The sequence below is a fragment of the Arthrobacter sp. TJ-238 genome, assembly GCF_058269215.1.
The window spans coordinates 535,448-555,795 of the sequence record NZ_JBZCNH010000002.1 but is presented as its reverse complement, the minus strand read 5'-3'; the positions used below and the strand labels follow the sequence as shown (position 1 = coordinate 555,795).

At 70.6% G+C, this 20,348-nt stretch carries 13 protein-coding genes and 1 tRNA gene; 2 read left to right on the top strand and 12 right to left on the bottom strand.

Annotated elements, in window-relative coordinates; all coding sequences use genetic code 11:
- Positions 1–96: 96 nt before the first annotated feature.
- From AC4D2O_RS05870 to AC4D2O_RS05860, 3 genes are all read right to left on the bottom strand, one after another.
- Positions 97–1,077, bottom strand: coding sequence for a ribose-phosphate diphosphokinase (locus tag AC4D2O_RS05870; RefSeq protein ID WP_490905742.1), 981 nt, complete (start codon positions 1,075–1,077; stop codon positions 97–99).
- Positions 1,074–2,606, bottom strand: coding sequence for a bifunctional UDP-N-acetylglucosamine diphosphorylase/glucosamine-1-phosphate N-acetyltransferase GlmU (gene glmU, locus AC4D2O_RS05865; protein ID WP_490905741.1), 1,533 nt, complete (start codon positions 2,604–2,606; stop codon positions 1,074–1,076). The genes AC4D2O_RS05870 and glmU overlap by 4 nt, the downstream gene beginning before the upstream one ends.
- 67 nt (positions 2,607–2,673) lie before the next feature.
- Positions 2,674–2,745: transfer RNA gene (locus AC4D2O_RS05860), tRNA-Gln, on the bottom strand.
- Between the two features lie 144 nt (positions 2,746–2,889).
- Here AC4D2O_RS05860 and AC4D2O_RS05855 point away from each other — a divergent pair.
- Positions 2,890–3,420 carry a hypothetical protein gene (locus AC4D2O_RS05855; protein WP_490905740.1) on the top strand — a complete coding sequence of 177 codons (531 nt, stop codon included), beginning with the start codon at positions 2,890–2,892 and terminating at the stop codon, positions 3,418–3,420.
- A gap of 10 nt (positions 3,421–3,430) precedes the next feature.
- Here the strand turns inward: AC4D2O_RS05855 and AC4D2O_RS05850 are convergent, their stop codons facing one another.
- The 5 genes from AC4D2O_RS05850 to AC4D2O_RS05830 form a co-directional block, all read right to left on the bottom strand.
- Positions 3,431–4,921 (bottom strand): dynamin family protein, encoded by a 1,491-nt coding sequence (locus AC4D2O_RS05850; RefSeq protein WP_490905737.1) that lies wholly within the window; start codon positions 4,919–4,921, stop codon positions 3,431–3,433.
- Positions 4,918–6,774 (bottom strand): dynamin family protein, encoded by a 1,857-nt coding sequence (locus AC4D2O_RS05845; RefSeq protein ID WP_490905735.1) that lies wholly within the window; start codon positions 6,772–6,774, stop codon positions 4,918–4,920. The genes AC4D2O_RS05850 and AC4D2O_RS05845 overlap by 4 nt, the downstream gene beginning before the upstream one ends.
- A 90-nt stretch (positions 6,775–6,864) precedes the next feature.
- The gene (locus tag AC4D2O_RS05840; RefSeq protein ID WP_490905733.1) at positions 6,865–8,175 is read right to left on the bottom strand and encodes an IniB N-terminal domain-containing protein; all 1,311 of its coding nucleotides are present in this window, start codon (positions 8,173–8,175) and stop codon (positions 6,865–6,867) included.
- A gap of 115 nt (positions 8,176–8,290) precedes the next feature.
- Positions 8,291–10,408: a LuxR C-terminal-related transcriptional regulator gene (locus AC4D2O_RS05835; protein WP_490905731.1), complete on the bottom strand. Its 2,118-nt coding sequence runs from the start codon at positions 10,406–10,408 to the stop codon at positions 8,291–8,293.
- A 2-nt stretch (positions 10,409–10,410) separates the two neighbouring features.
- The gene (locus AC4D2O_RS05830; RefSeq protein WP_490905729.1) at positions 10,411–12,513 is read right to left on the bottom strand and encodes an Hsp70 family protein; all 2,103 of its coding nucleotides are present in this window, start codon (positions 12,511–12,513) and stop codon (positions 10,411–10,413) included.
- 278 nt (positions 12,514–12,791) lie between these two features.
- Between AC4D2O_RS05830 and AC4D2O_RS05825 the strand changes: the two genes are divergently transcribed.
- Positions 12,792–14,117 carry a right-handed parallel beta-helix repeat-containing protein gene (locus AC4D2O_RS05825; protein ID WP_490905728.1) on the top strand — a complete coding sequence of 442 codons (1,326 nt, stop codon included), beginning with the start codon at positions 12,792–12,794 and terminating at the stop codon, positions 14,115–14,117.
- A gap of 87 nt (positions 14,118–14,204) precedes the next feature.
- Here the strand turns inward: AC4D2O_RS05825 and AC4D2O_RS05820 are convergent, their stop codons facing one another.
- The 4 genes from AC4D2O_RS05820 to AC4D2O_RS05805 form a co-directional block, all read right to left on the bottom strand.
- Positions 14,205–15,614, bottom strand: a complete 1,410-nt coding sequence (locus AC4D2O_RS05820) for a UDP-glucose dehydrogenase family protein (protein WP_490905727.1) — start codon at positions 15,612–15,614, stop codon at positions 14,205–14,207.
- Positions 15,615–15,700: 86 nt separating this feature from the next.
- On the bottom strand, positions 15,701–16,774 hold the full coding sequence (locus tag AC4D2O_RS05815; RefSeq protein WP_490905726.1) for a right-handed parallel beta-helix repeat-containing protein: 1,074 nt from the start codon (positions 16,772–16,774) through the stop codon (positions 15,701–15,703).
- The gene (locus AC4D2O_RS05810; protein ID WP_490905725.1) at positions 16,771–18,612 is read right to left on the bottom strand and encodes a right-handed parallel beta-helix repeat-containing protein; all 1,842 of its coding nucleotides are present in this window, start codon (positions 18,610–18,612) and stop codon (positions 16,771–16,773) included. Before AC4D2O_RS05810 ends, AC4D2O_RS05815 begins: the two co-directional genes overlap by 4 nt.
- Positions 18,609–19,976 carry a glycosyltransferase gene (locus tag AC4D2O_RS05805; RefSeq protein ID WP_490905724.1) on the bottom strand — a complete coding sequence of 456 codons (1,368 nt, stop codon included), beginning with the start codon at positions 19,974–19,976 and terminating at the stop codon, positions 18,609–18,611. Before AC4D2O_RS05805 ends, AC4D2O_RS05810 begins: the two co-directional genes overlap by 4 nt.
- Between the last annotated feature and the right edge of the window lie 372 nt (positions 19,977–20,348).

Here is a 20,348-nt window from a genome sequence, read left to right as displayed (position 1 = left end):
GCACCCAAGTAGTAACGGTAAGACTACTTGCAAACCCCGCAATTAATACGTGGGATACGAGTGTTCAATTGCGTGCCAGTATGCGTGGAACTCCTGTCAGGCATTGCCGTCGAACAGGCTGGTGACCGAACCGTCATCGAACACCTCGCGGATGGCGCGGGCGATCAGGGGCGCGATGGAGAGCACGGTGAGTTGCGCGAACCGCTTCTCGGGCGGGATGGGCAGCGTATTGGTGACGACCACCTCGCGCGCGCCCGACTCCGCCAGCCGGCGGGCCGCCGGGTCGGAGAACACGGCGTGGGTGGCGGCGATGATGACGTCCTTCGCGCCGGCGTTCTTCAGCACCTGTACGGCACCGGAGATGGTTCCGCCGGTGTCGATCATGTCGTCGATCAGGACGCAGGTGCGTCCCTCGATCTGTCCGACGACCTGCTTGGACACGGCCTGGTTCGGCACCGTGAGGTCCCGGCTCTTGTGGACGAAGGCGAGCGGTGCGCCGCCGAGGCGCTCGGCCCACTGCTCGGCCACGCGGACGCGGCCGGTGTCCGGGGAGACCACGGTGACGTTGTCGGCGTCGACCCGTGACCGTATGTAGTCGGCCAGGAGCGGGATGGCCATGAGGTGGTCCACGGGTCCGTCGAAGAAGCCCTGGATCTGCGAGGTGTGGAGGTCCACGGACATGAGTCGGTTGGCGCCGGCGGTCTTGTAGAGGTCGGCGACGAGGCGCGCGGAGATGGGCTCGCGGCCACGGCCCTTCTTGTCCTGGCGTGCGTAGGGGTAGAACGGCGAGACGACGGTGATGCGCTTGGCCGAGGCGCGCTTGAGCGAGTCGACCATGATCAGCTGCTCCATGAGCCAGTTGTTCAGCGGCGCCGGGTGCGCCTGGATGACGAAGACGTCGGTTCCACGCACGCTCTCCCCCGAGCGGACGTAGATCTCGCCGTTGGCGAAGTCGTAGGCGGACACCGGAAGGAGTTCCGTGCCGAGCCACGACGCGATCTCCTCGGCCAGTTCGGGGTGCGCGCGTCCCGAGGCGAGGACGAGCTTCTTTTCGCCGCGTGCCGTGATCTCACTCATGCGTTGGGGCTCTCTTCTGTGGTTGTGCTCGAGGTCGTGCCTGTGGGGGTCTGGGTGGTGCCGGCTGCTGCGGTGGCGGCCGCCGTGCCCGGGCGCTTGCCCGCCACCCAGTCGGCGATGTTCCGCTGGGGCGCGAGGCTCAGGGCGAGCGAACCGGCGGGGACGTCCTTGCGCACCACGGCGCCCGCCCCGGTGTACGCGCCGTCGCCCACCGACACCGGGGCCACGAACACGGTGTTGGAGCTGGTGCGGACGTGCGAGCCGATGACCGTGCGGTGCTTGTCGACGCCGTCGTAGTTGGCGGTGATGTTGCCGCAGCCGATGTTCGTGTACTCGCCGATCTCGGCGTCGCCGGCGTAGCCGAGGTGGGAGAGCTTGGAGCCGCGGCCGATCGTCACGTTCTTCGTCTCGTAGAACGCGCCGATCTTGCCCTCCTCGCCGAGGACGGTGCCCGGGCGCAGGTAGGTGAACGGTCCCACGCCGGCGCCGGCACCGATGCGGGCACCGCTGCCGTGCGTGCGCACCACGTGCGCGCCCTCGCCGATGACGACGTCGGTGAGGCTCGTGTCCGGGCCGACGACGGCGTCGCGTGCCACGACGGTCCGGCCGTGGAGGCTGGTGCCGGGCAGCAGGGTGACGTCCTCGTCGAGGACCACGGTGGTGTCGATCCAGGTGGTGGCCGGGTCCACGACGCTCACGCCCGCGAGCATCCAGCGCTCCACGATGCGGCGGTTGAGTTCGGCGCCGAGCGCGGCGAGCTGCACGCGGTCGTTCGCGCCCTCCACCTGCCAGCGGTCGGCGAGGACGACGGCGGCCACGCGCCCACCGGCGGTGCGGGCGATCGCGAGGACGTCCGTCAGGTACATCTCGCCCTGGGCGTTGGCGGTGTCCACCCGGGTCAGCGCGTCCCGGAGGACGGCGGCGTCGAACGCGTAGATGCCGGAGTTGACCTCGCGGATGGCGCGCTGCTCGGGTGAGGCGTCCTTGTGCTCGACGATCGCGACCACGGTGCCGTCCTCGTGCCGCTGGATGCGCCCGTAACCGGTGGGGTCCTCGAGGAGCGCGGTGAGGACTGTGACGGCGTTGCCGTCGCTCTGGTGCACGGCGACGAGTTCGCGGAGGGTCTCGGGCGTGAGCAGGGGGACGTCGCCGTAGGTGACCACGACGGTGCCGGTGAGCTGTTCGGAGGCGCGCGCGTCGAGGGCGTCGAGGGCCACCTGCACGGCGCGGCCGGTACCGGGGACGTCGTCCTGGTCGACGAGGACCGCGGTGGCGTCCAGCTGCGTGACGTGCTCGGCCACGCGGTCGCGCTCGTGCCGGACGACGACGGCGAGCTCGCGGGGCTGCACGCCGCGGGCGGCACCGAGGGCGTGGCCGATCATGGACAGGCCGCCGATGGGGTGCAGGATCTTCGGGGTCCGGGACTTCATGCGGGTGCCGGCGCCTGCAGCGAGGACGATCACTGCGGCCGGCGCTTCCTGTGCCTCGTCCGTGCGTGCAGCGATGATGGAACCGTCATGGTTGCTCATGAAGAAGCGCTCCTATGCTGTAGCTGACCGGCGGCGTCCTGGCCCCACCGGCCGAGGACTCTCCCCGTTCCGCCCATAGGATTCGAACCTATACTCCACAGCTCCAAAGGCTGGGGTGCTGCCGTTACACCAGGGCGGACCGCGTCCACGCCCGACCGGTGCCGGAGCATGTGCGCACGGTGTACCAGTTTGCCATGTCCCGGGAGGGCGGGCGACCCGGCCCCTGCCGCACGGGCTCCCCGGACCCGTTGTGGCCCGGGTGCAGCGCGGCTAGATTACGACCATGCGTCCTCCCCGGCCAGAGATGTCCAACGCCATACCGCCTCCCGTCACCGTCGAGCGGCAACCGCCTCCGCTGCTGCGCATGGCGGGCGGTCTCTGGCTCGCCTCGGTGGCTGCCGGTATGGCCGCGCTGGTCATCGCCTTCATGGACCGGGAGTCCTTCCTCGCGGACCTGCAGGACACCGCCCTGAGCCTCGACTCCGGCGTGGCCGCCGAGGACGCGGAGATGGTCGCCAGGATCGCCTTCTGGGGAAGCCTCGGCGCGCTCGCGGTGGTCCTGCTGGTCACGGGGCTCCTCGCCCGCACGCTGCTGCGCAGAGGCGGCTGGGCCCGGTGGGCCCTGCTCGCGGTCCTGGTGCTCGACGTCGGCGCGGTGCTGCTCGTCCAGGCGTTCCTCGGGACCGAGGACGCGGGCTTCCAGCCCGTACCCCACCTGGCAATCGCCCACCTGGTCCTCGCCGCCGTCGCGCTCGTGGTGGCGCTGCTGCCCCAGGTCTCCGGCTGGCTCAAAGGAACCGCTCCACGGAGGTGACGGGCAGGCGTCAGCCGCCCGTCTTCGCCAGAGGCCCGGGGGTTCCCGCACGCGCCACCAGCGCCTCGCACGAACGCATCACCACCTGGCAGGCCTCCAGTGCACCGCGGTCCACGAGCGGATTCTCCGTCAGCACCCGCCACCGGCCGAGCTCCGCCAGGGATGCCGCGCGGATGTCCTCGGAATCGGCGTCCGGCGCGAGAGCCAGGCGCTCCGCCGGGGCGACCCCCGATCCCCCGATCAGGCGCTCCGCATCGGCGGCCACCGACGGCGGCAGGGGGACCTCGTTGGAGCGCAGTGCCGACAGCAGCTGCAGTTCGCGGATCTCGTGGGCATTGGCCTTGACCCTCTCGATACCCGTCACCAGCACCGAGCTCCCCGCCCGCGGATGGGTGCGCACGAGCGTCTCCAGCCCCGCGAGCGCCGTCCTGGCCCGGAGGGGCGAGGACCGCGCGTCGAACTGCCTGGTCACGAGCCCCAGCAGCGCATCGAGTCCGCTGCGCCGCGAGAGTTCGTGGGCCAGCGCCGTGGCATTGTCGGCGCCGCCGCGCACGAGGGCGGAGCCGAGCCGGACACCGAAGAGTCCGAAGCGGTCGAGCAAGCGGCGTCCGTCGTCCGCAGCTATGCCGAGGGCGGTGCAGCCGGCGACGAAGCGGTCGGCGGAGAGCAGCGCGCGTTCACGCTGGGTCCGCTCCAGGCCGGCCAGCGTGACGAAGGCCTCGTACTCCGCCTGCCGCAGGGTCCTGGAACTCTGGGCGAGCAGACCCGCCATGGGGAGGACGTCCAGCACCAGGGCACGCAGGGAGGGATCGGTGCGATAGCGGTCGGCGACGCGCGAGGCGGAGATGAGGGAGTCGATGCGCCCCGCCCCTACCTCGTCCGCCCGCGACAGCACCGCCAGCGCGTTGACCGTGCCCGCGCTCGCCGCACTCGTGTCGCGGAACGCCTCGAGGAACGTGACATCCGAGGCATGGAGGTGGCGCATCAGGTAGATCACCGCATCCGCCTCGGACGGCGTGTCCTGCGGCGTGAGGAAGTTCGTGCTGCGCTTCGACACGTCCTCCGAGAGCGAGGCGATGCCCGGGGTGTCGATCAGCGTCATGGCGCGCAGGTTCTCCGCCGGCCACTCGACCACGATCCGCTCCACCTCCGCGGTCGGCTGGCCGCCGAGATCGAACACGAGCCGGCCGTCCTCCCTGGTGAGCGGGAGCAGCCGCGGCTCTCCCTCCACGGGGTAGGCGGTGATCCGGGGCGTCGGGGCGTGCCGGTACCAGGTGATGATGCGGGTGCACTCCCCCGTGCCGGTGGGGGCGATCTCCTCGCCGATGATGGCGTTGAGGAGCGTGGACTTGCCTGCCTTGACCATGCCCGCGATCGCCACGCGCAGCGGTTCCTGCAGCCTCCGCGCGTAGGTCTCGAGTTCGGTGCGCACGGTCGGCTCGTCAGCATAGACCTCGAGGGCCTCCTGCAGGAGACCCTCGACGGCGCCGCCATCCGTCATGGGCGTGCCAGGGACTCGGCGGGGTCCGGCGCAGCCCCGTCGGCCACGGGGACGAGGCGTTTCGCCTTCGCGGAGAGCTGGTCGAGGCGGGAGAGCAGGGCCTTCAGCTCGGTCACCCGACCGGCCCGTTCCTGCCGGTAGGTCGCGGCGGTGCGCTGGGCCGCGGTCACCGAGTCCGCGAGCGACCGGTGGTGCTCCTCGGCGATGTCCCCGAAGTGGTCGCGGATCTCGCGCTGGACGAGGCGCAGCCGGTCTTTGAGCTGCTTCCCCACCTGGAAGACGACGTCGTCCATCTGCCGCCGGACGAGGTTCTTCGCATCCGTCTGCCGGCGCTTGAGCCGCGCCTCCTTGTCCTCGCGGTAGGCCTTGCGCCCCAGGAGCAGGCCGGCACCCACCGAGAGGGGGTTGATGAGGGACATGCCGATGATGCCGGTCAGCAAACCGAACATCAGCACCCCGCCGTAGGAGCCGCGCATGCCGATCAGCACCTTCCCCGCCGCGCTGACGCGCCCGGGGTCCAGGAACGGTATCTCCTCGACGGGCGCGAGGACGCCGTCCGTGCCGGCCACCTCCAGCAGGGGCAGCGGAACCTCGTCGAGTGCGAAGAGCTCGGCCACCTGCTCGGCGAGCCACTGCGAGCGCTCGTTGGTCCACACGAAGGTGTCGGACACCGCCGAGGCGACGCGCTGCTCGATCCACTCCGCGAACTGGTCCCACACGGGCCCGGGATCCCCGGCGTCGATGGCGGCTTCCGCTTCGCGCTGGATGGACCGGAGGCGGTCGCGGAGATCGTGCTCCATGTCGGCGATGAGATCCGAGGCGCCGTCGTTGAGGGTCGTCTGCCAGCGTGAGGACTGCTTGCGCTGCTGGTCCGCCTTCTCCTTGGCCTCCTCCAGCTCCGCCAGCAGCACCGGGACCCCCTCGGGGTCCTGGAGTGCCGAGAGTTCGGTCGTGAAGGACAGGCGCAGGTGATCGGTGACGGACAGCAGGTCCTGGGCGACGGAGCGCCGGCGCAGGGCCTGCGCCTTCCCGACTACGTCCTTGCGGAGGTACGCGATGAGGTCCGGGAACCCCGATTCCTGGTTGAGCTCCGCGTCGTTGCTCTGCGCGGCGACGAGGCGGAGGTCCGAGGACACGGGGATCAGCGGCATGGACCCGACGCCTGCCGCGCCGAGATGCGCGCGGTCGAGCTCGGCGACGGTCCTCCACTGGGGATAGAGGTCGGTCTTGGACAGCACGCATCCCACGTTCGGCACGATCCGCTGCGCCTGCTTGAGGAACCGCAGCTCCGGCTCGGTGTACTCCTGGGAGGCGTCGGACACGAGGATCATGGCGTCCGCCGTGGGCAGGGCGGTCAGAGTGGTCAGTGCGTGGGCGGAGTCGAGTCCGCCGACTCCGGGCGAATCGATGACCGACAGGCCGTCGGCGAGCACCCGCCGGGGAAGAAGCACCTCGGCCGACGCGAGGCCCTGCCGGTTCGAGGGGTTCCCCTTCTCCGAGACGAAGGAGGCGATCTCCTGCAGCGCCACGGGCTGCCGCTCGAACGCCGGGCCGTCCTGCTCCGGGCTTGCGCCGGTCCGAGGGACCAGCACCGCCGCCGACGCCGGATCCCCGAAGCGGACCACGGTGGGCACGGAGGTGGCGATGTCGTCGTCGACCGGGCACACGGGGGCGTTGACGAGCGCGTTGATCAGCTTGCTCTTGCCCTGCTTGAACTCACCCACCACGATGACCCGGACGTCCGGGTTGGCCAGCCGGACCAGGGTCTGCTCCAGTCGCTGGCGGAGATCGGACCGATCCCCCTCGGCGACGAGACCCAGACCGGCTTTGACGAGTGGAACGAGATCGTCCATGTGGACCTCCCCGATGAGTTGTTGTGTGAGACCACGGACAAGCCCAACGGGGACTGTGTCCCCGTTGGGCTCGACCGGCGTGCCGTGGAGCTAGAGTGCCGAGTCCTCGACCGTGACCTCGGTGTCGACCTCGACCTCATTGTCGACGAAGAACGCCGAGTCGTCGATGGACGTGTACTCGTTCTCCGAGTTGTCGGTGATGACTGCGGTGTCGTTGAACGCATCCTGGACCACGACGTCGGTGGTGGTCGAGCTGTCCGAGGTGAACGAGTCCTCGATCTCCACGTCCGTGTTGATCGAGTTGTCGGAGGCGTCGATGACCGCGGTGTTGTCGGTGTTGAAGGAGTCCTCGACCTCGAGGTCCACCTCCGTGTTGACCGAGTTGTCCGAGGCGTCGATCGTGGTGTCCGAGTTGTCGGTGTTGAAGGAGTCCTCCACCTCGATGTCGGCGTCGATGGAGTTGTCGGTGTTGAAGGAGTCCTCCACCTCGATGTCGGCATCGATGGAGTTGTCGCTGTTGTCCGAGTTGTCGGTGTTGAGCGAGTCCTCGGTATTGAGCGAGTCCTCGATCTCCACGTCGATGTCGGTGTCCACCGAGTTGTCGGAGTTGTCGTTGTAGGAGTCCTCGATGGAGTTGTCCGAGTTGTCGGAGTTGTCCGAGTTGTCGTTGTAGGAATCCTCGACGGTGCCGATGTCCACGCTCACCGAACCGCCGGCCTGGACGTTGGTGGAGTTGTCCTGGGAGTGGTCGTCGGAGTTGTTGACGGAGTTGTCGACCTTGACATCGCCGTCTGCAGCCACTGCACGGTCGCCCGAGGCAATGAAGGCGTCGTTGTCGAACATCTGGCTGACGTCGCCGTTGGCCCAGATGTTCTGGTTCACCGACTGGTCCGTGATGGTGTCGCGGTCGTCCACGGACGAGGTGTAGGAGTAATTGTTCACCACGTGGAGGAGCTGCTGGACCGCATTGCCGTGGTCGCTGTCGTCACCACCGGTGCTGCCACCGCCGTCGTGGTCATGGTCGTGACCGTGGTCGTGGTCATGGTCATGGTCGTGACCGTGGTCGTGGTCGTGGTCGTGGTCATGACCACCGTCGCCGGGCGTGGACGGTCCGGTCGGGGTGGTGGACCCGCCACCGCCGCCGCCCGGGGAGACATCGCCCGAGGAGTTCCCGCCCGTGTCGTAGTTGCGGTCGAACGAGCTCTCGTTCCGGCCGCCGAAGCTGACCGGGGCGTAGTCGAGGACCACGGGCATGACGGCGTCGACGTCGTCGGAGCAGACGTCACTGAGGCCCGCCTCGGCCAGCGCGGCCTCGGGGTCGCTGATGAACGCGCTGGCCGCTTCCTGGTCGTTGAAGAGGTTCATGAGGAAGTCGAGGAGATCTGAAGCGAGAGTAGTCATGAGTCGTTCCTTCGTCGGTTATGGGTTTGCCGGCGGCTCTGCTGGCTTGGCTCAAACGTATGAGGGGAGGGGGCGACCGGGCATCGGTAGTTGTACCCCTAGCCTCCGGCAACCGTTAGGGGTTTCGCCCGCGCCCGTTAGGGGTTTCGGTGGGAGGACCATCCCCTGCGGTGGTGCTGCCACCGGGGGCGGAGTCGAGGAACAGGCGGAGCCGGGCCAGCAGTTCCGAGCGGGAGGACGCGCCGAAGCGGCGCCTGATACGGGCCACGTGGTGCTCGACGGTCCGGGGCGAGATGAAGATCTCCTCGCTGATCTCCCGGTACGTCCGGCCCAGGAGCACCAGCTGTGCGATCTCGCGCTCGCGTCCACTGAGCGCCGGCCCTCCGGACCTGTGCTGGGTGCTCGCTGTGACAGCCCGTGCGGTGGCCGGGCCCGGCCGGTGGGTGGCGGGAACCGGTGGGACGGGTGTCTCCCGCTGGGGCCGCACCTCCGGACGCACCGCCCGATCACGGGCGGGCCTGAGGTCTCGTGCACAGGAGAGCAGCCGGGTCATGTCCCGGCGGTCCGCGGCCCGGGCCGACGCATGGCCTGCGAGCCGTGCGCCCTCCCAGGAGAATCCTGCCCTGGCCAGGCCGCGCGCCGCCTCCTCGACGGCGTCGGTGTCGAAGTGTTCCGCGAGGACCGAGACCCAGGCCTTGCCCGCCGTCGCGAACGTGGCCGCGAGCGGGTACGTCGTCGCCCGGCCCACCAGCGCCGTCGCATGCGGGGCGAGGTCGTCCGGGCGGTCGAGGAGCAGGGCGGCCTGCGCGGCCGACCAGTGCAGCGGTACGGACCACAGCGCCGGGTCCCCCAGGTTCGAGAGGAGGCGCCAGGCCTCGTCGAGGTGCGGCTTGAGCGCTTCGGCGTCCCGGAGGCGTGCCGCCGCGATGACCAGCTCGGTGAGCGGCAGGACGGTCAGCAGGTCCACCGACACGTGCAGCAGTGCCTCGCGGGCCTTCTGCCAGGTCCGGACGAGGGCGGAGGCCTCACCGGCCCGCCGGGCGAGCCCCACCTCGAGGGATTGCAGCAGCAGCTCGTCCCGGGGGCCGGGCCGGAAGCCGGCACGTCCGGCCTCGGTGATGAAGCTGCGCGCCGCGGCGGGCTGGTCGAGGAGCATGGCCGCCCATCCGCCCAGGAGGCACAGGCGCGGACGCATCCCCTGCCCTCCTTGCCCGCTCGCGAGCGCCGCCTGGACGAGGGACAGCGCCGCCTGCGGGCTCCCGGCCAGGAGCCCGACGATCGCGGCGAAGCTCGCCGGCAGCTCCGGCGCCGGTGAGATGCTGCCGGCGGCATCGAGGGTGTCGGACGCGCGGATGAGGACGGGGAGGGCAGCGGTGGGATCCTCGCCGAAGGACAGCAGGGCCCCCTCCATGAGCAGCATGTCCGCGGCCTCCTGCAGCGACGGGCTCGGTGCGCGCCCTCCGACGTCGAGCAGGCGACGCGCGCCGGCGGCATCACCGGCGGCCAGCAGTGCCAGCGCCCCGAGGGGTTCGATCTCCGGCGGGCGGAGCGTCGCGGCCCAGCGCTGCACGTCGGCGGCACGCGACATCATGCCGCGGTGCGCCCACAGCGCGCAGGACACCCGCAGGGCGCGGGGTAGATCGGGGAGCGTTCTCCGCGCTTCAGCGGAATGGTGCGCGAAGTAGGACTCCAGGATGCGGGAGGCAGCATCGAGGTCGCCGGTGGTGAGTGCAGCCTCCGCCCGTCGCGGAGCCGTACGCGGCACATCCGCACCGGCGGCCACGGCGAGCCCGAGCAGTTCCAGGGCACCGCCCGGATCGGTGCCGAGAAGCGCCGTGCCTTCGTCCTCGAGGACGACCGCGAGGCGTTCGTCGGCGAAGCCGTCGGCCGCGAGCTGGCGGGCGAGCCGGCCGAGGGGCAGGGCCTCCTCGCAGTACAGGTCCACGAGCGCGCGCTGCAGCCGCCGCACCTGGTACACCTCCGCCTCCTTCAGCATGGTGGCGCGCAACTCCGCCGAGGGGCGCCCGTCGGACTGCACGAAACCCGCGGCCCGGGCTCGACTCAGGAGCTGCTCGGGAGGCGCTCCCTCGCTGTGCAGCAGGGGCGGGACGAGGCCCGGGATGGAGAACCCGATGCACAGGGCGAGGACCACTTCATAGGTCGCCGCATCCAGCTCCAGCGGGTGGCTCACGTGGGCCGCGCGCGCGCCTGTATCCAGGAAGTTCCCGGCCACGGTCAGGACCCCGGAACCGTGGACTGGCCGGCGGCACCCTCGCCGGGAGCCGGCGGATCGACGGGAGCCGGAGGCCCGGGCGTCGCGGTGTCGGTGGGCTCGACCGGCGCAGGCGGATCCGCGGGCGGGACAGGCGGGGTCGCCGTCGGCGGCGGAACGATCGGATCCGTCGACGGAGGCGTGGTCGGCGTCGACGGAGGCGTGGTCGGCGTCGACGGAGGCGTGGTCGGCGTCGATGGAGGCGTGGTCGGCGTCGTCGGATCCGTCGTCGGCGGCGGAACGGTCGGATCCGTCACCGGAGGCGTAGTCGGCGTCGTCGGCGTCGGCGGCGTCGGCGGCGGAACGATCGGATCCGGCGACGGGAAGGGAGCGGGCTGCGCGGGCTTCTCCGGTCCTGTGCCGGGTCCGGACGGCGTCGACGGGGCCGGGGCAGGCGCAGGGCCTTCCCCCGACCGCGGCTCCGCTGGGACTCCCGGCGTCGGCCGACCCGCGCCGGCGTCCTCGGACGCCTTGTCGGTGCTCCGCTTCGCGCCGTCGGGCGCGCGTGACGGCGTTCCTGCGGTGCCCGGCACCCCGTCGGCCGACGCTCGCGAGCCCACGCCGAAGAGCTTGTCCTGCAGCGGGGTGTCCGCCGGACCGGCAAGCGGTCCGACGCCGGCTCCGGCGGCCGGACCCGACGCCTGCGGCGCCGGTGCCTGCCGTGCCGGGTTCGTCTCCTCGGCCGCCTGGGCGTACGAGTCACCCACCCACTTCGAGATGGCGGCGGAGAAGTTCGGGGCATTCGTCGCCGTCGCCGTCGCGACCCCCAGCAGTGCCACCGCCGCGGCGACCGCACCTGCCCGGAGGCCCAGCTGCTTCTTCGGGGCCTTGGCCACCGGGCCGTGGCGGGGTGAGGGTGACGCCCCCCGGGCCGGTACTGCGAACCCCGCTGCGTTGACCCCGGAGCGGCGGCGCTCGGACGCCCCTGCCTCGGCGCCCCCGCCGGAGCCCGCCGCGGGGGCCACCTGCGCTGCATTCTCCGTGTCCTCGAGGGCGGCCGTCGCGAAGGCGGCCCCGAGGGCTACGGACGCCTTCGGGTCCACGTCGATGGCCAGGGGGCGGTTGAATTCCGTGGACAGCAGCTGCGCCACCAGCGGGATGCGCGAGGACCCGCCGATCAGCAGGATCGCGGTGAGATCCTCGGCCCTGACGCCGGCACTCTCGAGCGCCGAGCGCATGGTCTCGACGGTCTCCTGCAGGGCGGGTTCCACCATGAGTTCGAACTCGGACCGCACCAGGCGCACCTGGGAGTGGGACCCGGGCACCATGACGGACACCGTCACCTCCGAGTCGGAGGACAGGGCCTCCTTGGCCTCGGCGCACTCGCGGCGCAGCCGGTTCAGTGCGACCAGCACCTCGGGGGACGAGTGCTCCAGCTCCCCGAAGGACACGTTGGAGTCGTCGAGCACGCGGTCGAAGACGTCCTGGTCGAAGTCGGCGCCGCCGAGGCGTTCAATGCCCTGGGGAGTCCCGAGGATGGTGAACGTATCGGCGTCGGCTTTCCGGACCACCGTCGCGTCGAACGTCCCGCCGCCGAGATCGTAGACGGCGAGGGTGCTGCCCTGGCTCACGCGCTCCCGCGCGGCGTACGACAGCGCGGCGGCCTCCGGCTCCGACATGAGGACGACGTCGTCGTAACCGGCTGCGGCGAGCGCGCCCCTCAGCAGCGATGTGCGGTGCTCTCCCCACCCGGCGGGGTGCGTGAGGGTGATCGAGGCCGGGGGCCCACCTTCCCTCTCCGTGGCCACACCCACCACCCAGCCGACGATCACGGCGAAGAGCTCCTCCGGGAGGATCGCGGTGCCGCCGAGGACGAGGGGCACGGAATCGCCCATGCGTCGCTTGAACTCCCTGGCCACGTTGCCCGGCTCCGCGAGCCCTCGCCGCTCGGCGACCTCGCCGACCAGGCGCGTGCCGTCGGAGCCCACGAAGACGACCGTCGGGATGCTGGTGCCGCGGCCGCCCAGCGGCAGGATCCTCGGCTCCTCGGGCCCCTGCCCGTCGGTCCGCAGCACCGCTGCTGCGGTGAAGCTGGTGCCTACATCGATGCTGAGACCGTAACTCATAGCTTCCCCACGTGCCGCTCGTCCTTGACCATGTGGGCCTCAGCTAACAGGGCGCCCGGCCGGATTACGAGAGTGATCTACGCGCTCCGGTACCCGTCTTCAGCGGCGTACTACTCGGTCCGGCGGTGCTGCTTCGCGCAAGGAAGCTCCAGTGTTCCCGCAGAGCTTGCCCTTTTTCTCGCAAAGCAGGGGGTACGCCGTGGTGTCCCGCCCGGGCCCTTCGTAGCCTCGGAGCCTCCGAACCGCGCACGCGGTAGGTCTCATAAGGAAAGAAGCAGATGAACCCGTACTTCTCTCTGCGCGCCTGCGGCAGGCTCGCGATGGTCGCCGCTGTCACCGCAGTTGCGACGTCCTCCCTCGCCCTCCCGGCGTCGGCCTCCACCCCGACCGTCCTCGGCGACGGCTCCCCCCTCGCCGGCACCGTGCAGTCCGACGGCGTCCTCACCGTCAGCGTCGATGCGCCGGCCGGTGCCAAGGTGAAGTTCAAGCTGGACGGCACCTACCTGGGGCAGGACGCGACCGCCCCCTACTCGTGGCCCGTGACCGCGGGAGCGGGGTCGCATAAGCTCGATGTCCGGTGGGAGACGCCCGCCGGACGGGAGGAGAGCACCGTGGTCTTCTCCGTAGCGAAGCCCGCACCCGCTCCGGCGCCTGCCGTTGCGCCTGCCCCCGTAGCGAAGCCCGCACCCGCTCCGGCGCCTGCCGTTGCGCCTGTCCCCGCAGCCGCACCCGCCCCCGCCGGCGTCGTCCAGGTCTCCACGGCCGCCGGGCTCAAGTCGGCCCTCAGGACGGCGCGCCCGGGGTCGGTCATCCAGTTGGCCGACGGCCGGTACGTCGGGTCCTTCGTGGCCTCGGCGCAGGGATCCGCCGCAGCCCCGATCACCCTGCGCGGCTCGCGCAACGCCGTCCTCTCCTCGGGCTCCACGTCGAAGGGCTACGGCCTGCACGTGACGGGCTCCTACTGGCGCGTCGAGGGCCTCTCGGTCACGACGTCCGCGAAGGGGATCGTCCTCGACGGTTCGAAGAACACCGTCATCAGCGGCGTCGACGTCGGCAGCACCGGCGCCGAGGCGGTCCACTTCCGGACCGGCAGCACGGACGGCGCGCTCCTCGGCTCCTCCATCCACGACACCGGGCTGAAGCAGCCCGGGTACGGCGAGGGCGTCTACGTGGGCAGCGCCAGGAGCAACTGGACCGGCGGCGTGCCGGACCGGTCGGACCGCGTCACCATCCGCGGGAACCGCATCAGCAACACCGCCGCCGAGGGCGTGGACATCAAGGAGGGGACCACGGGCGGCGTGGTCGCCGGCAACGTGTTCACCAACGCGGGCTTCTCCGGCGCCAACTCCGCCGACTCCTGGATCGACGTGAAGGGCAACGGCTACCGGATCGAGGGCAACTCCGGCTCCGGCACCAGGCTCGACGCCATCCAGGTGCATTCGGTCCTCGCCGGCTGGGGCACGGGCAACGTGCTCACGGGCAACACCGTGCGGGGCGGCGTACCCGGCCACGAGGTCTGGGTCCAGTCCGCGAGCCTCGGGAACACCGTGTCCTGCAAGCCCAGCGGCGCCGTCCGCGGACTGAGCAACATCGCCTGCCGCTAGCTCCGACCGGACACGGCAGGGGCCGGGTGGGATTCTCCCACCCGGCCCCTGCCGTGTCTGCCGTGTCTGCTGTGTCAGCCCGAAAGGCTAGAGCGCGAGCGTCGGCGTTTCGTCGCGCACGTCACTGGCGAGCTCCACGGTGGCTGCCTGTGCAGGCCGGCCGAGGGCCCGGTACTGCCAGCCCTTCGCCGTGTAGTCGTTGGCGTCCAGCGCGTGGCGGCCGTCGAGGATCCGCCTGTGGGCCACCAGGGCGCCGAGCTCCTCGGGGTCCGCGTCGCGGAACTCGGACCACTCCGTGAGCAGGGCGACGACGTCGGCCCCTTCCACGGCCTCGGCCATGGACCCCACGTAGTTGAGGTCCGGATAGGCGCGGTGCGCGTTGGCGTTGGCCTCGGGATCGTAGACCGTGACGATGGCGCCCTCGAGGTAGAGCAGCCGGGCGACGTCGAGCGCCGGGGCGTCCCGGACGTCGTCGGAGTTCGGCTTGAAGGCGGCGCCGAGGGCGGCGACGCGCTGGCCCTCCAGGTTCCCGCCGGCGAGCTCGCGGATGAGGTCCACGGTGCGCACGCGGCGGCGGTTGTTGATGGAGTCGACCTCGCCGAGGAAGCTCACGGCCTGGCCGACACCGAGCTCCTCGGCACGGTACTTGAACGCGCGGATGTCCTTGGGCAGGCACCCGCCGCCGAAGCCGAGCCCCGGCTTGAGGAACCGGCCGCCGATGCGGTCGTCCAGGCTGAGCGCCTGGGCGAGGTGGTTGACGTCCGCGCCCGTCGCCTCGCAGACCTCCGCCATCGCGTTGATGAACGAGATCTTCGTGGCGAGGAAGGAGTTCGCTGCCACCTTCACGAGCTCGGAGGTGGCGAGGTCGGCGACGATCACGGGGGTGTCGAGGTCGAGGATCGGAGCGAAGACCCGGCGCAGCTGCTGCTCGGCCCACGCGGAGCCGACGCCGAACACGAGGCGGTCGGGGAACAGGGTGTCCTGGACGGCGAATCCCTCGCGGAGGAACTCCGGGTTCCAGGCGAGCTCGAGCTCGGCACCGAGGGGTGACACCGACTGCACCATCGTGGTGAGGCGCGCCGCGGTACCGATGGGGACGGTCGACTTGCCGACGAGCAGGGCCTTCCGGTCGATCCGGGTGGCCAGCGCGGTGAAGGCGGCGTCGACGTAGCGCATGTCCGCGGCCGAGGAGTCGGATGCCTGCGGCGTGCCGACGCAGACGAAGTGCACGTCGCCGAAGGCGGCGGCCTCGTCGAAGTCGGTGCTGAAGCGGAGGCGGCCGGAGGCGAGGGCCTCGCCGAGCTTCTCGGGCAGGCCCGGCTCGAAGAACGGCACCCTGCCTGCTGACAGCATGTCGATCTTGCGCTGGTCCACGTCGACGCCGAGGACGTCGAAGCCCATGATCGCCATGCAGACGGCGTGGGTGGCCCCGAGGTAACCGGTGCCGATGACGGTCACCCGGGGTGCTGGCTGGTCGTTCCGAGGTGGGATGCTCATGAGTCCTCTTTTGGGTAGGGGGTAGCACGGATTGTCATAAGGGGTGGTGCTGGCGGGTAGTAGTGGGGTCGGAGGTCCGGGACGGATCAGCCGGAGGCGCAGGGCTCGTTGGACAGGCCCTCGCCGGCGTCGGAGGCCGTGTTGCTGCATTCGACGACGTTGTCGCGCACCGGTTTCAGGGAGTAGCCGAGGCCGGGCCCGTTGACCTGCGCGACGTTGTCACGGAAGACATTCTCGGTACCCCAGCCGTCCACGATCTCGTGGGTCTGGAAGCCGTCCTGGGGCGAGTCGGCGCCGGTGTTCTCGGCGATGACCCAGCCGCGGCCCTTCACGTCCACCCAGGAGTCGGCCTCCACGATCCCGGATCCGTCGAAGCTGTTGGCCCGCAGGATGCCGTCGGAGGTGCCCTCCTTGATGTCGACGTTCTCCGAGGTGGTGCCGGAGATGGTGTTCCCGGCGATCTCGTTGCGGTCGCTGCGGTCCGGCTCGCAGTTGCTGATGTCGCACCAGTTGCTCTCCGCCGTGCCGATGTAGATGCCCTCGCCGAACTTGGGCTTCCGCAGGCCGGTGTCGCTGATGGTGTTCGCCAGCACCCGGTTGTCGGTGCTGAACTTCCGCAGGTGGATGGCCTCGTCACCGGTGGTGGTGACGGTGAGGCCCTGGATCACGGTGTTCGTGGTCTGGTCCACCATGACGCCCTTCTGGCCGTTGCGGACGGTGAACCCCTGCAACACCCAGTACGAGGAGTCCTCCAGGTGGAACACGTAGCCGTCGTCGGTGGTGCCACCGTCCAGGATGCTCTCCGCGGTCCCGCAGAGCGTGATGGGCTGCTCTGCCGTCCCTTCGGCCGACGCCGTGAAGTTCCCCGTGTACACGCCGGGTGCGAGGCCGATGACGTCGCCCGGCTTGGCGGCGTCGAGCGCGGTCATGAGGTCGGTCGGGTTGCTCACCGTCGCCGTCGCCTCGGGGCATTCGGCGGGTGTCTCAATCGGTGCGGGCGGCGGCGCGGCCTCCTGCGTGGTACCGGGCTGGGGGCTGCGCTCCTCCTCCGCGGATCCCTTGCCGTCGGTCCCGTTGAGACCCACCACCACGACGACGGCGGCCACGGCGAGCGCGACGACGGCGAGGACCAGGGCGATCAGGCCGCCCCGGCGCGTCATCGGGCACCCCGGACGTCATCGATGCGGACGATCCCGCGGCTGAGGGCCGTCAGCGGGATGCGCTCCTCGTAGGGGTTGCGGATGGTCCGCACCCGTAGGTGACGCTTGCGTGTGAAGGCCGTCGCGACGAGCAGCGCGCCCAGCATGAGCCACACGAAGGTGAGCGGCTGGAACACGGAGTTCACGACGCTCTGCACGGTCGGGGCGGGGTGCCAGTCCAGCAGCTCGTTCTCCTCGACCAGCGCGCCGGTGGACGTCTCGTCCCAGATGGCGGTGGTGCCGTAGCCGCCCACGTCGTTGCCGGTGACCCGGGTGTCCGGGACGTTCCCGCGGAGGGAGACGCCGTGCCCGGAGAGAGAGGACATGGTGTTGCCGGTGATCGCCGCGGTCGCGTCCCGGACGTACACGCCCGTGTCACCGCCGGAGATGGCGTTCCTGCGGATGTCCGCCTGCGCACCGGTGTCGCGTATGGCGATGCCCTGCTGGTGCTGGTCGCGGATCTCGTTGTCGACGATGGTGACTCCCTTGGCTCCGTAGTTCACGACGACGCCGACCTCGTTGCCGCGTATGGTGTTGCCCGTCAGGCGGAGGTTCTCACCGCCGCTGACCTCCACGCCGTAGCGGCCGTTGTCGCTGACAGTGCTCCTGACCACGCGGTTGGCCCCGTAGGTGACCACGGCGGTACCGACGGCGTTCGGGCCGTCCGCGAGGGGCTGGCCGTCGAGGGAGATCCCGTTGCGTCCGTTGCCCCGCGCCGTGACGTCCTGCAGCTGCACGCGCATGCTGGAGCGGCCGACGGTGATGCCGTCCACCGCGTTGTCCGACGAGGTGGTGCCGGTGATGGTGGCGTCGGTGACGGAGCGGTGCAGCACCAGGCCGTCCACGAGGCTGCCCCTGATGGTGGTGTCGCGGATGGCGACGTCGCGGGCGTTGGTGACGAACAGGCCGAAGGCGTTGTCCCGCACCGTGAGGTTGTCGATGCCCGCGGTGACCACGCTGTAGTCGATCTCCGACTGGTCCGCGATGGACTGCAGGTCGGCGTCGGGCAGCAGGCGGGCGCCCGCCGGGGCCACGGGTTCCGGCGTGGCGGCGGCGTCCCGGAACGTGCCCGCGGTGTCCGTACCCGTGAGGGCGAGGCCTCCGGTGTTGCCGCTCCAGAAGCCCAGGGACGTGACGGCGGTGTGCGAGAACGCGGCATGGCCGCCGATCATCCGCACGTAGGCGCGCCCGTCGGAGGTGTCGGTGTCGACGCCCGTGCCGTCCCAGCTGGTGAGCGAGACGGCGTTCTCCGGTGTGCCGGCCATGGCGAGCGAGCCGCCGAGGGCCACGATCGAGACGAAGGCGTTCTCGTCGCTCTGCATGCGGACCGTGACGCCCTCCGCCCCGTTCAGGGACAGGGTGGCGCCGGGCAGCACCACGATGTTCTCGCCCAGCAGGAACGTCGAGGACGCCACCTGCCGGAAGGTGTCCGGTGCGAGCTGGAGGAGGTCGGCGGTGGTGTACGGCACCGTGCGGGCCGGCAGCACGAGCGTGTTCGTGGCGCCCGTCTGGAGGCGGTAGGGGCCTTCGAGGCCGTCCACGCGCCAGCGGGCCGCGGAGGCGATGGTCCGCACGTAGACGAGCCGCTCCTCCTCGCTCTGCACGATGCGGGCCTCGCTGCGCGGGTCACCGGTGTAGAGCTCGCCCTGGACGTTGCCGTTGGCGGCGATCTCGTTGCGTCCCACGGCGTCGGCCTCGGACTTCTTCCACGCGTTGCCGGCCGCGAGGAAGCCCGCTCCGACGAGCGCGATGAAGACGACGGCGAGGACGCCGAGAAGAATCGGTTTGCGACTGGTCATGCGACGGCCTCCCGGGTGTCCTGGCCCGAGAGCGTGTCGGCGGCGGTCCTGGAATCGAGGCTGCCGGCGTCCTGGCCGTCGCCACCGATCTGGTCCGCGTGCCGTGTCAGCCAGCCCTGCTTGTTCATGGTGGCGAAGGCGTAGAGCTTGATGGGCAGGGCCACGAGGATGACGGCGAAGGCGAGGACGGGCAGAATCAGGATGTCCTTGGGGTGGCGGCGGAGGTGGGAGGCGCCGCGGATGCCGCGGCCGAGGAGCAGCCAGCACAGGGCTGCGGCCACGCCGAGGGCGGTGAAGTCCAGGCGGTTGAAGAGCAGGTAGAACATGGTCAGGCCCATGGTGACCGGCGTCAGCAGGATCTGCAGGACGGTGACCTTGGTGATGAAGGGGACCCGCCACAGCCAGCCCGTGCCGATGGCCGTGAGGTAGCAGCGGTAGGAGTTGCGGCTCCAGCGCACGCGCTGCTTGACGAAGGCGCGGAAGCTGGCGGGGAACATCGACAGGGCCCGCGCCGTCGACTGGTGCACGGTCTTGTAGCCCGAGGCGAGGACCAGCCAGGTCAGCCGGCCGTCGTCGCCGGAGATGCAGCGCTTGCCGAGGAAGTACTCGTTCTCGAGGTGCTCGAGGACGGGCAGGACGGCGGAGCGGCGGTAGACGGCCGTCCGTCCGGACACGCATGGCACGGCCCCGGCGGCACCCATGGCGGGGACGTAGTCGAGGTAGCGGAGGTTCACGAGCCAGTCGGCGATGCGACGCCACACGCTGGTGTCGCGCTGGTAGACGTTCTGGTGGGTACCGACCGCGCCGACGAGCGGGTCGATGAACGGCATCTGAACGTTCTTCAGCAGGTCCGGCTGCCACCAGGTGTCGGAGTCCGTGAGCACGAGGATGTCGTACTGCGCGAGGCGGATGCCGGCGCCGAGCGCGGACCGCTTGCCCACGTGGTGGAACAGGATCGGCTTGATCGTCGGATCCCCGAGCGCCTCGATCCGGGCGTAGGCGTCGAGGTCCTCGACGTCGAGGACGATGATGATCTCGTCGGGGTTCTGGGAGCGCCACGACTCGAGCGCGCTCATGAGGATGTCCGGGTCCTCGTGGAAGGACGGCACCACCACCGAGGTCGTGGTGCGGTAGTCCGTCACGATCGGCTTGGCCCGGTGGGAGAGGATGAAGCGGTAGAGCCAGAGGCCCCAGACGATGGCACCGGCGACCGCGATCGGGAAGTAGGGCGAGATCTCCGCCCAGAACGCACTGACGTCGGTCCAGTCGAGAGAGGCGGTCCAGGCGGACCACCGGTCGCCCAGGACCCGCACGCCGAGGTCGACGGCGGAGGCTGGGCTGGCGGCGAGCGCGATTGAATGCATCGATGTCCTCGGAAGATGAAATGGCTGTAGGGATGCACGTCAGCGGGCGTGGGGGCCGGTCACCTTCGCAGCCGTGCTGCGTCCGGTCCTGGCGAGTGGTCCGATGCGATGATCAGGACCCTTTCCTTGTTGAGACTAGGGGGACGCGCGAGCTCGTGTCCTACTCGAAAAATCACCGCTATTACTTGTCACTACTCAAGGGCGCCGGCGGACGGCAGGCCGTCCGGCGACGAGGGGATGGCCGGTCGCAGCCGGGCGCGGGATGCCTGCGGGAGGCGCGGAAGAAGCACCTGTCGGCTACCCGCGGAGCCGTATCCCGAGGCGGTCGATCCGCCGCTGACCTGCGGTTACGTCCTCATCGCCGGACGACGG

Excerpts from the sequence above, each read along its gene's own strand:
- AC4D2O_RS05840 (WP_490905733.1), bottom strand. The coding sequence starts at position 8,175 with ATGACTACTCTCGCTTCAGATCTCCTCGACTTCCTCATGAACCTCTTC.
- AC4D2O_RS05870 (WP_490905742.1), bottom strand. The coding sequence starts at position 1,077 with ATGAGTGAGATCACGGCACGCGGCGAAAAGAAGCTCGTCCTCGCCTCG.
- AC4D2O_RS05830 (WP_490905729.1), bottom strand. The coding sequence starts at position 12,513 with ATGAGTTACGGTCTCAGCATCGATGTAGGCACCAGCTTCACCGCAGCA.
- AC4D2O_RS05850 (WP_490905737.1), bottom strand. The coding sequence starts at position 4,921 with ATGACGGATGGCGGCGCCGTCGAGGGTCTCCTGCAGGAGGCCCTCGAG.
- AC4D2O_RS05810 (WP_490905725.1), bottom strand. The coding sequence starts at position 18,612 with ATGACCAGTCGCAAACCGATTCTTCTCGGCGTCCTCGCCGTCGTCTTC.
- AC4D2O_RS05845 (WP_490905735.1), bottom strand. The coding sequence starts at position 6,774 with ATGGACGATCTCGTTCCACTCGTCAAAGCCGGTCTGGGTCTCGTCGCC.
- AC4D2O_RS05825 (WP_490905728.1), top strand. The coding sequence starts at position 12,792 with ATGAACCCGTACTTCTCTCTGCGCGCCTGCGGCAGGCTCGCGATGGTC.
- AC4D2O_RS05815 (WP_490905726.1), bottom strand. The coding sequence starts at position 16,774 with ATGACGCGCCGGGGCGGCCTGATCGCCCTGGTCCTCGCCGTCGTCGCG.
- glmU (WP_490905741.1), bottom strand. The coding sequence starts at position 2,606 with ATGAGCAACCATGACGGTTCCATCATCGCTGCACGCACGGACGAGGCA.
- AC4D2O_RS05805 (WP_490905724.1), bottom strand. The coding sequence starts at position 19,976 with ATGCATTCAATCGCGCTCGCCGCCAGCCCAGCCTCCGCCGTCGACCTC.
- AC4D2O_RS05820 (WP_490905727.1), bottom strand. The coding sequence starts at position 15,614 with ATGAGCATCCCACCTCGGAACGACCAGCCAGCACCCCGGGTGACCGTC.
- AC4D2O_RS05855 (WP_490905740.1), top strand. The coding sequence starts at position 2,890 with ATGCGTCCTCCCCGGCCAGAGATGTCCAACGCCATACCGCCTCCCGTC.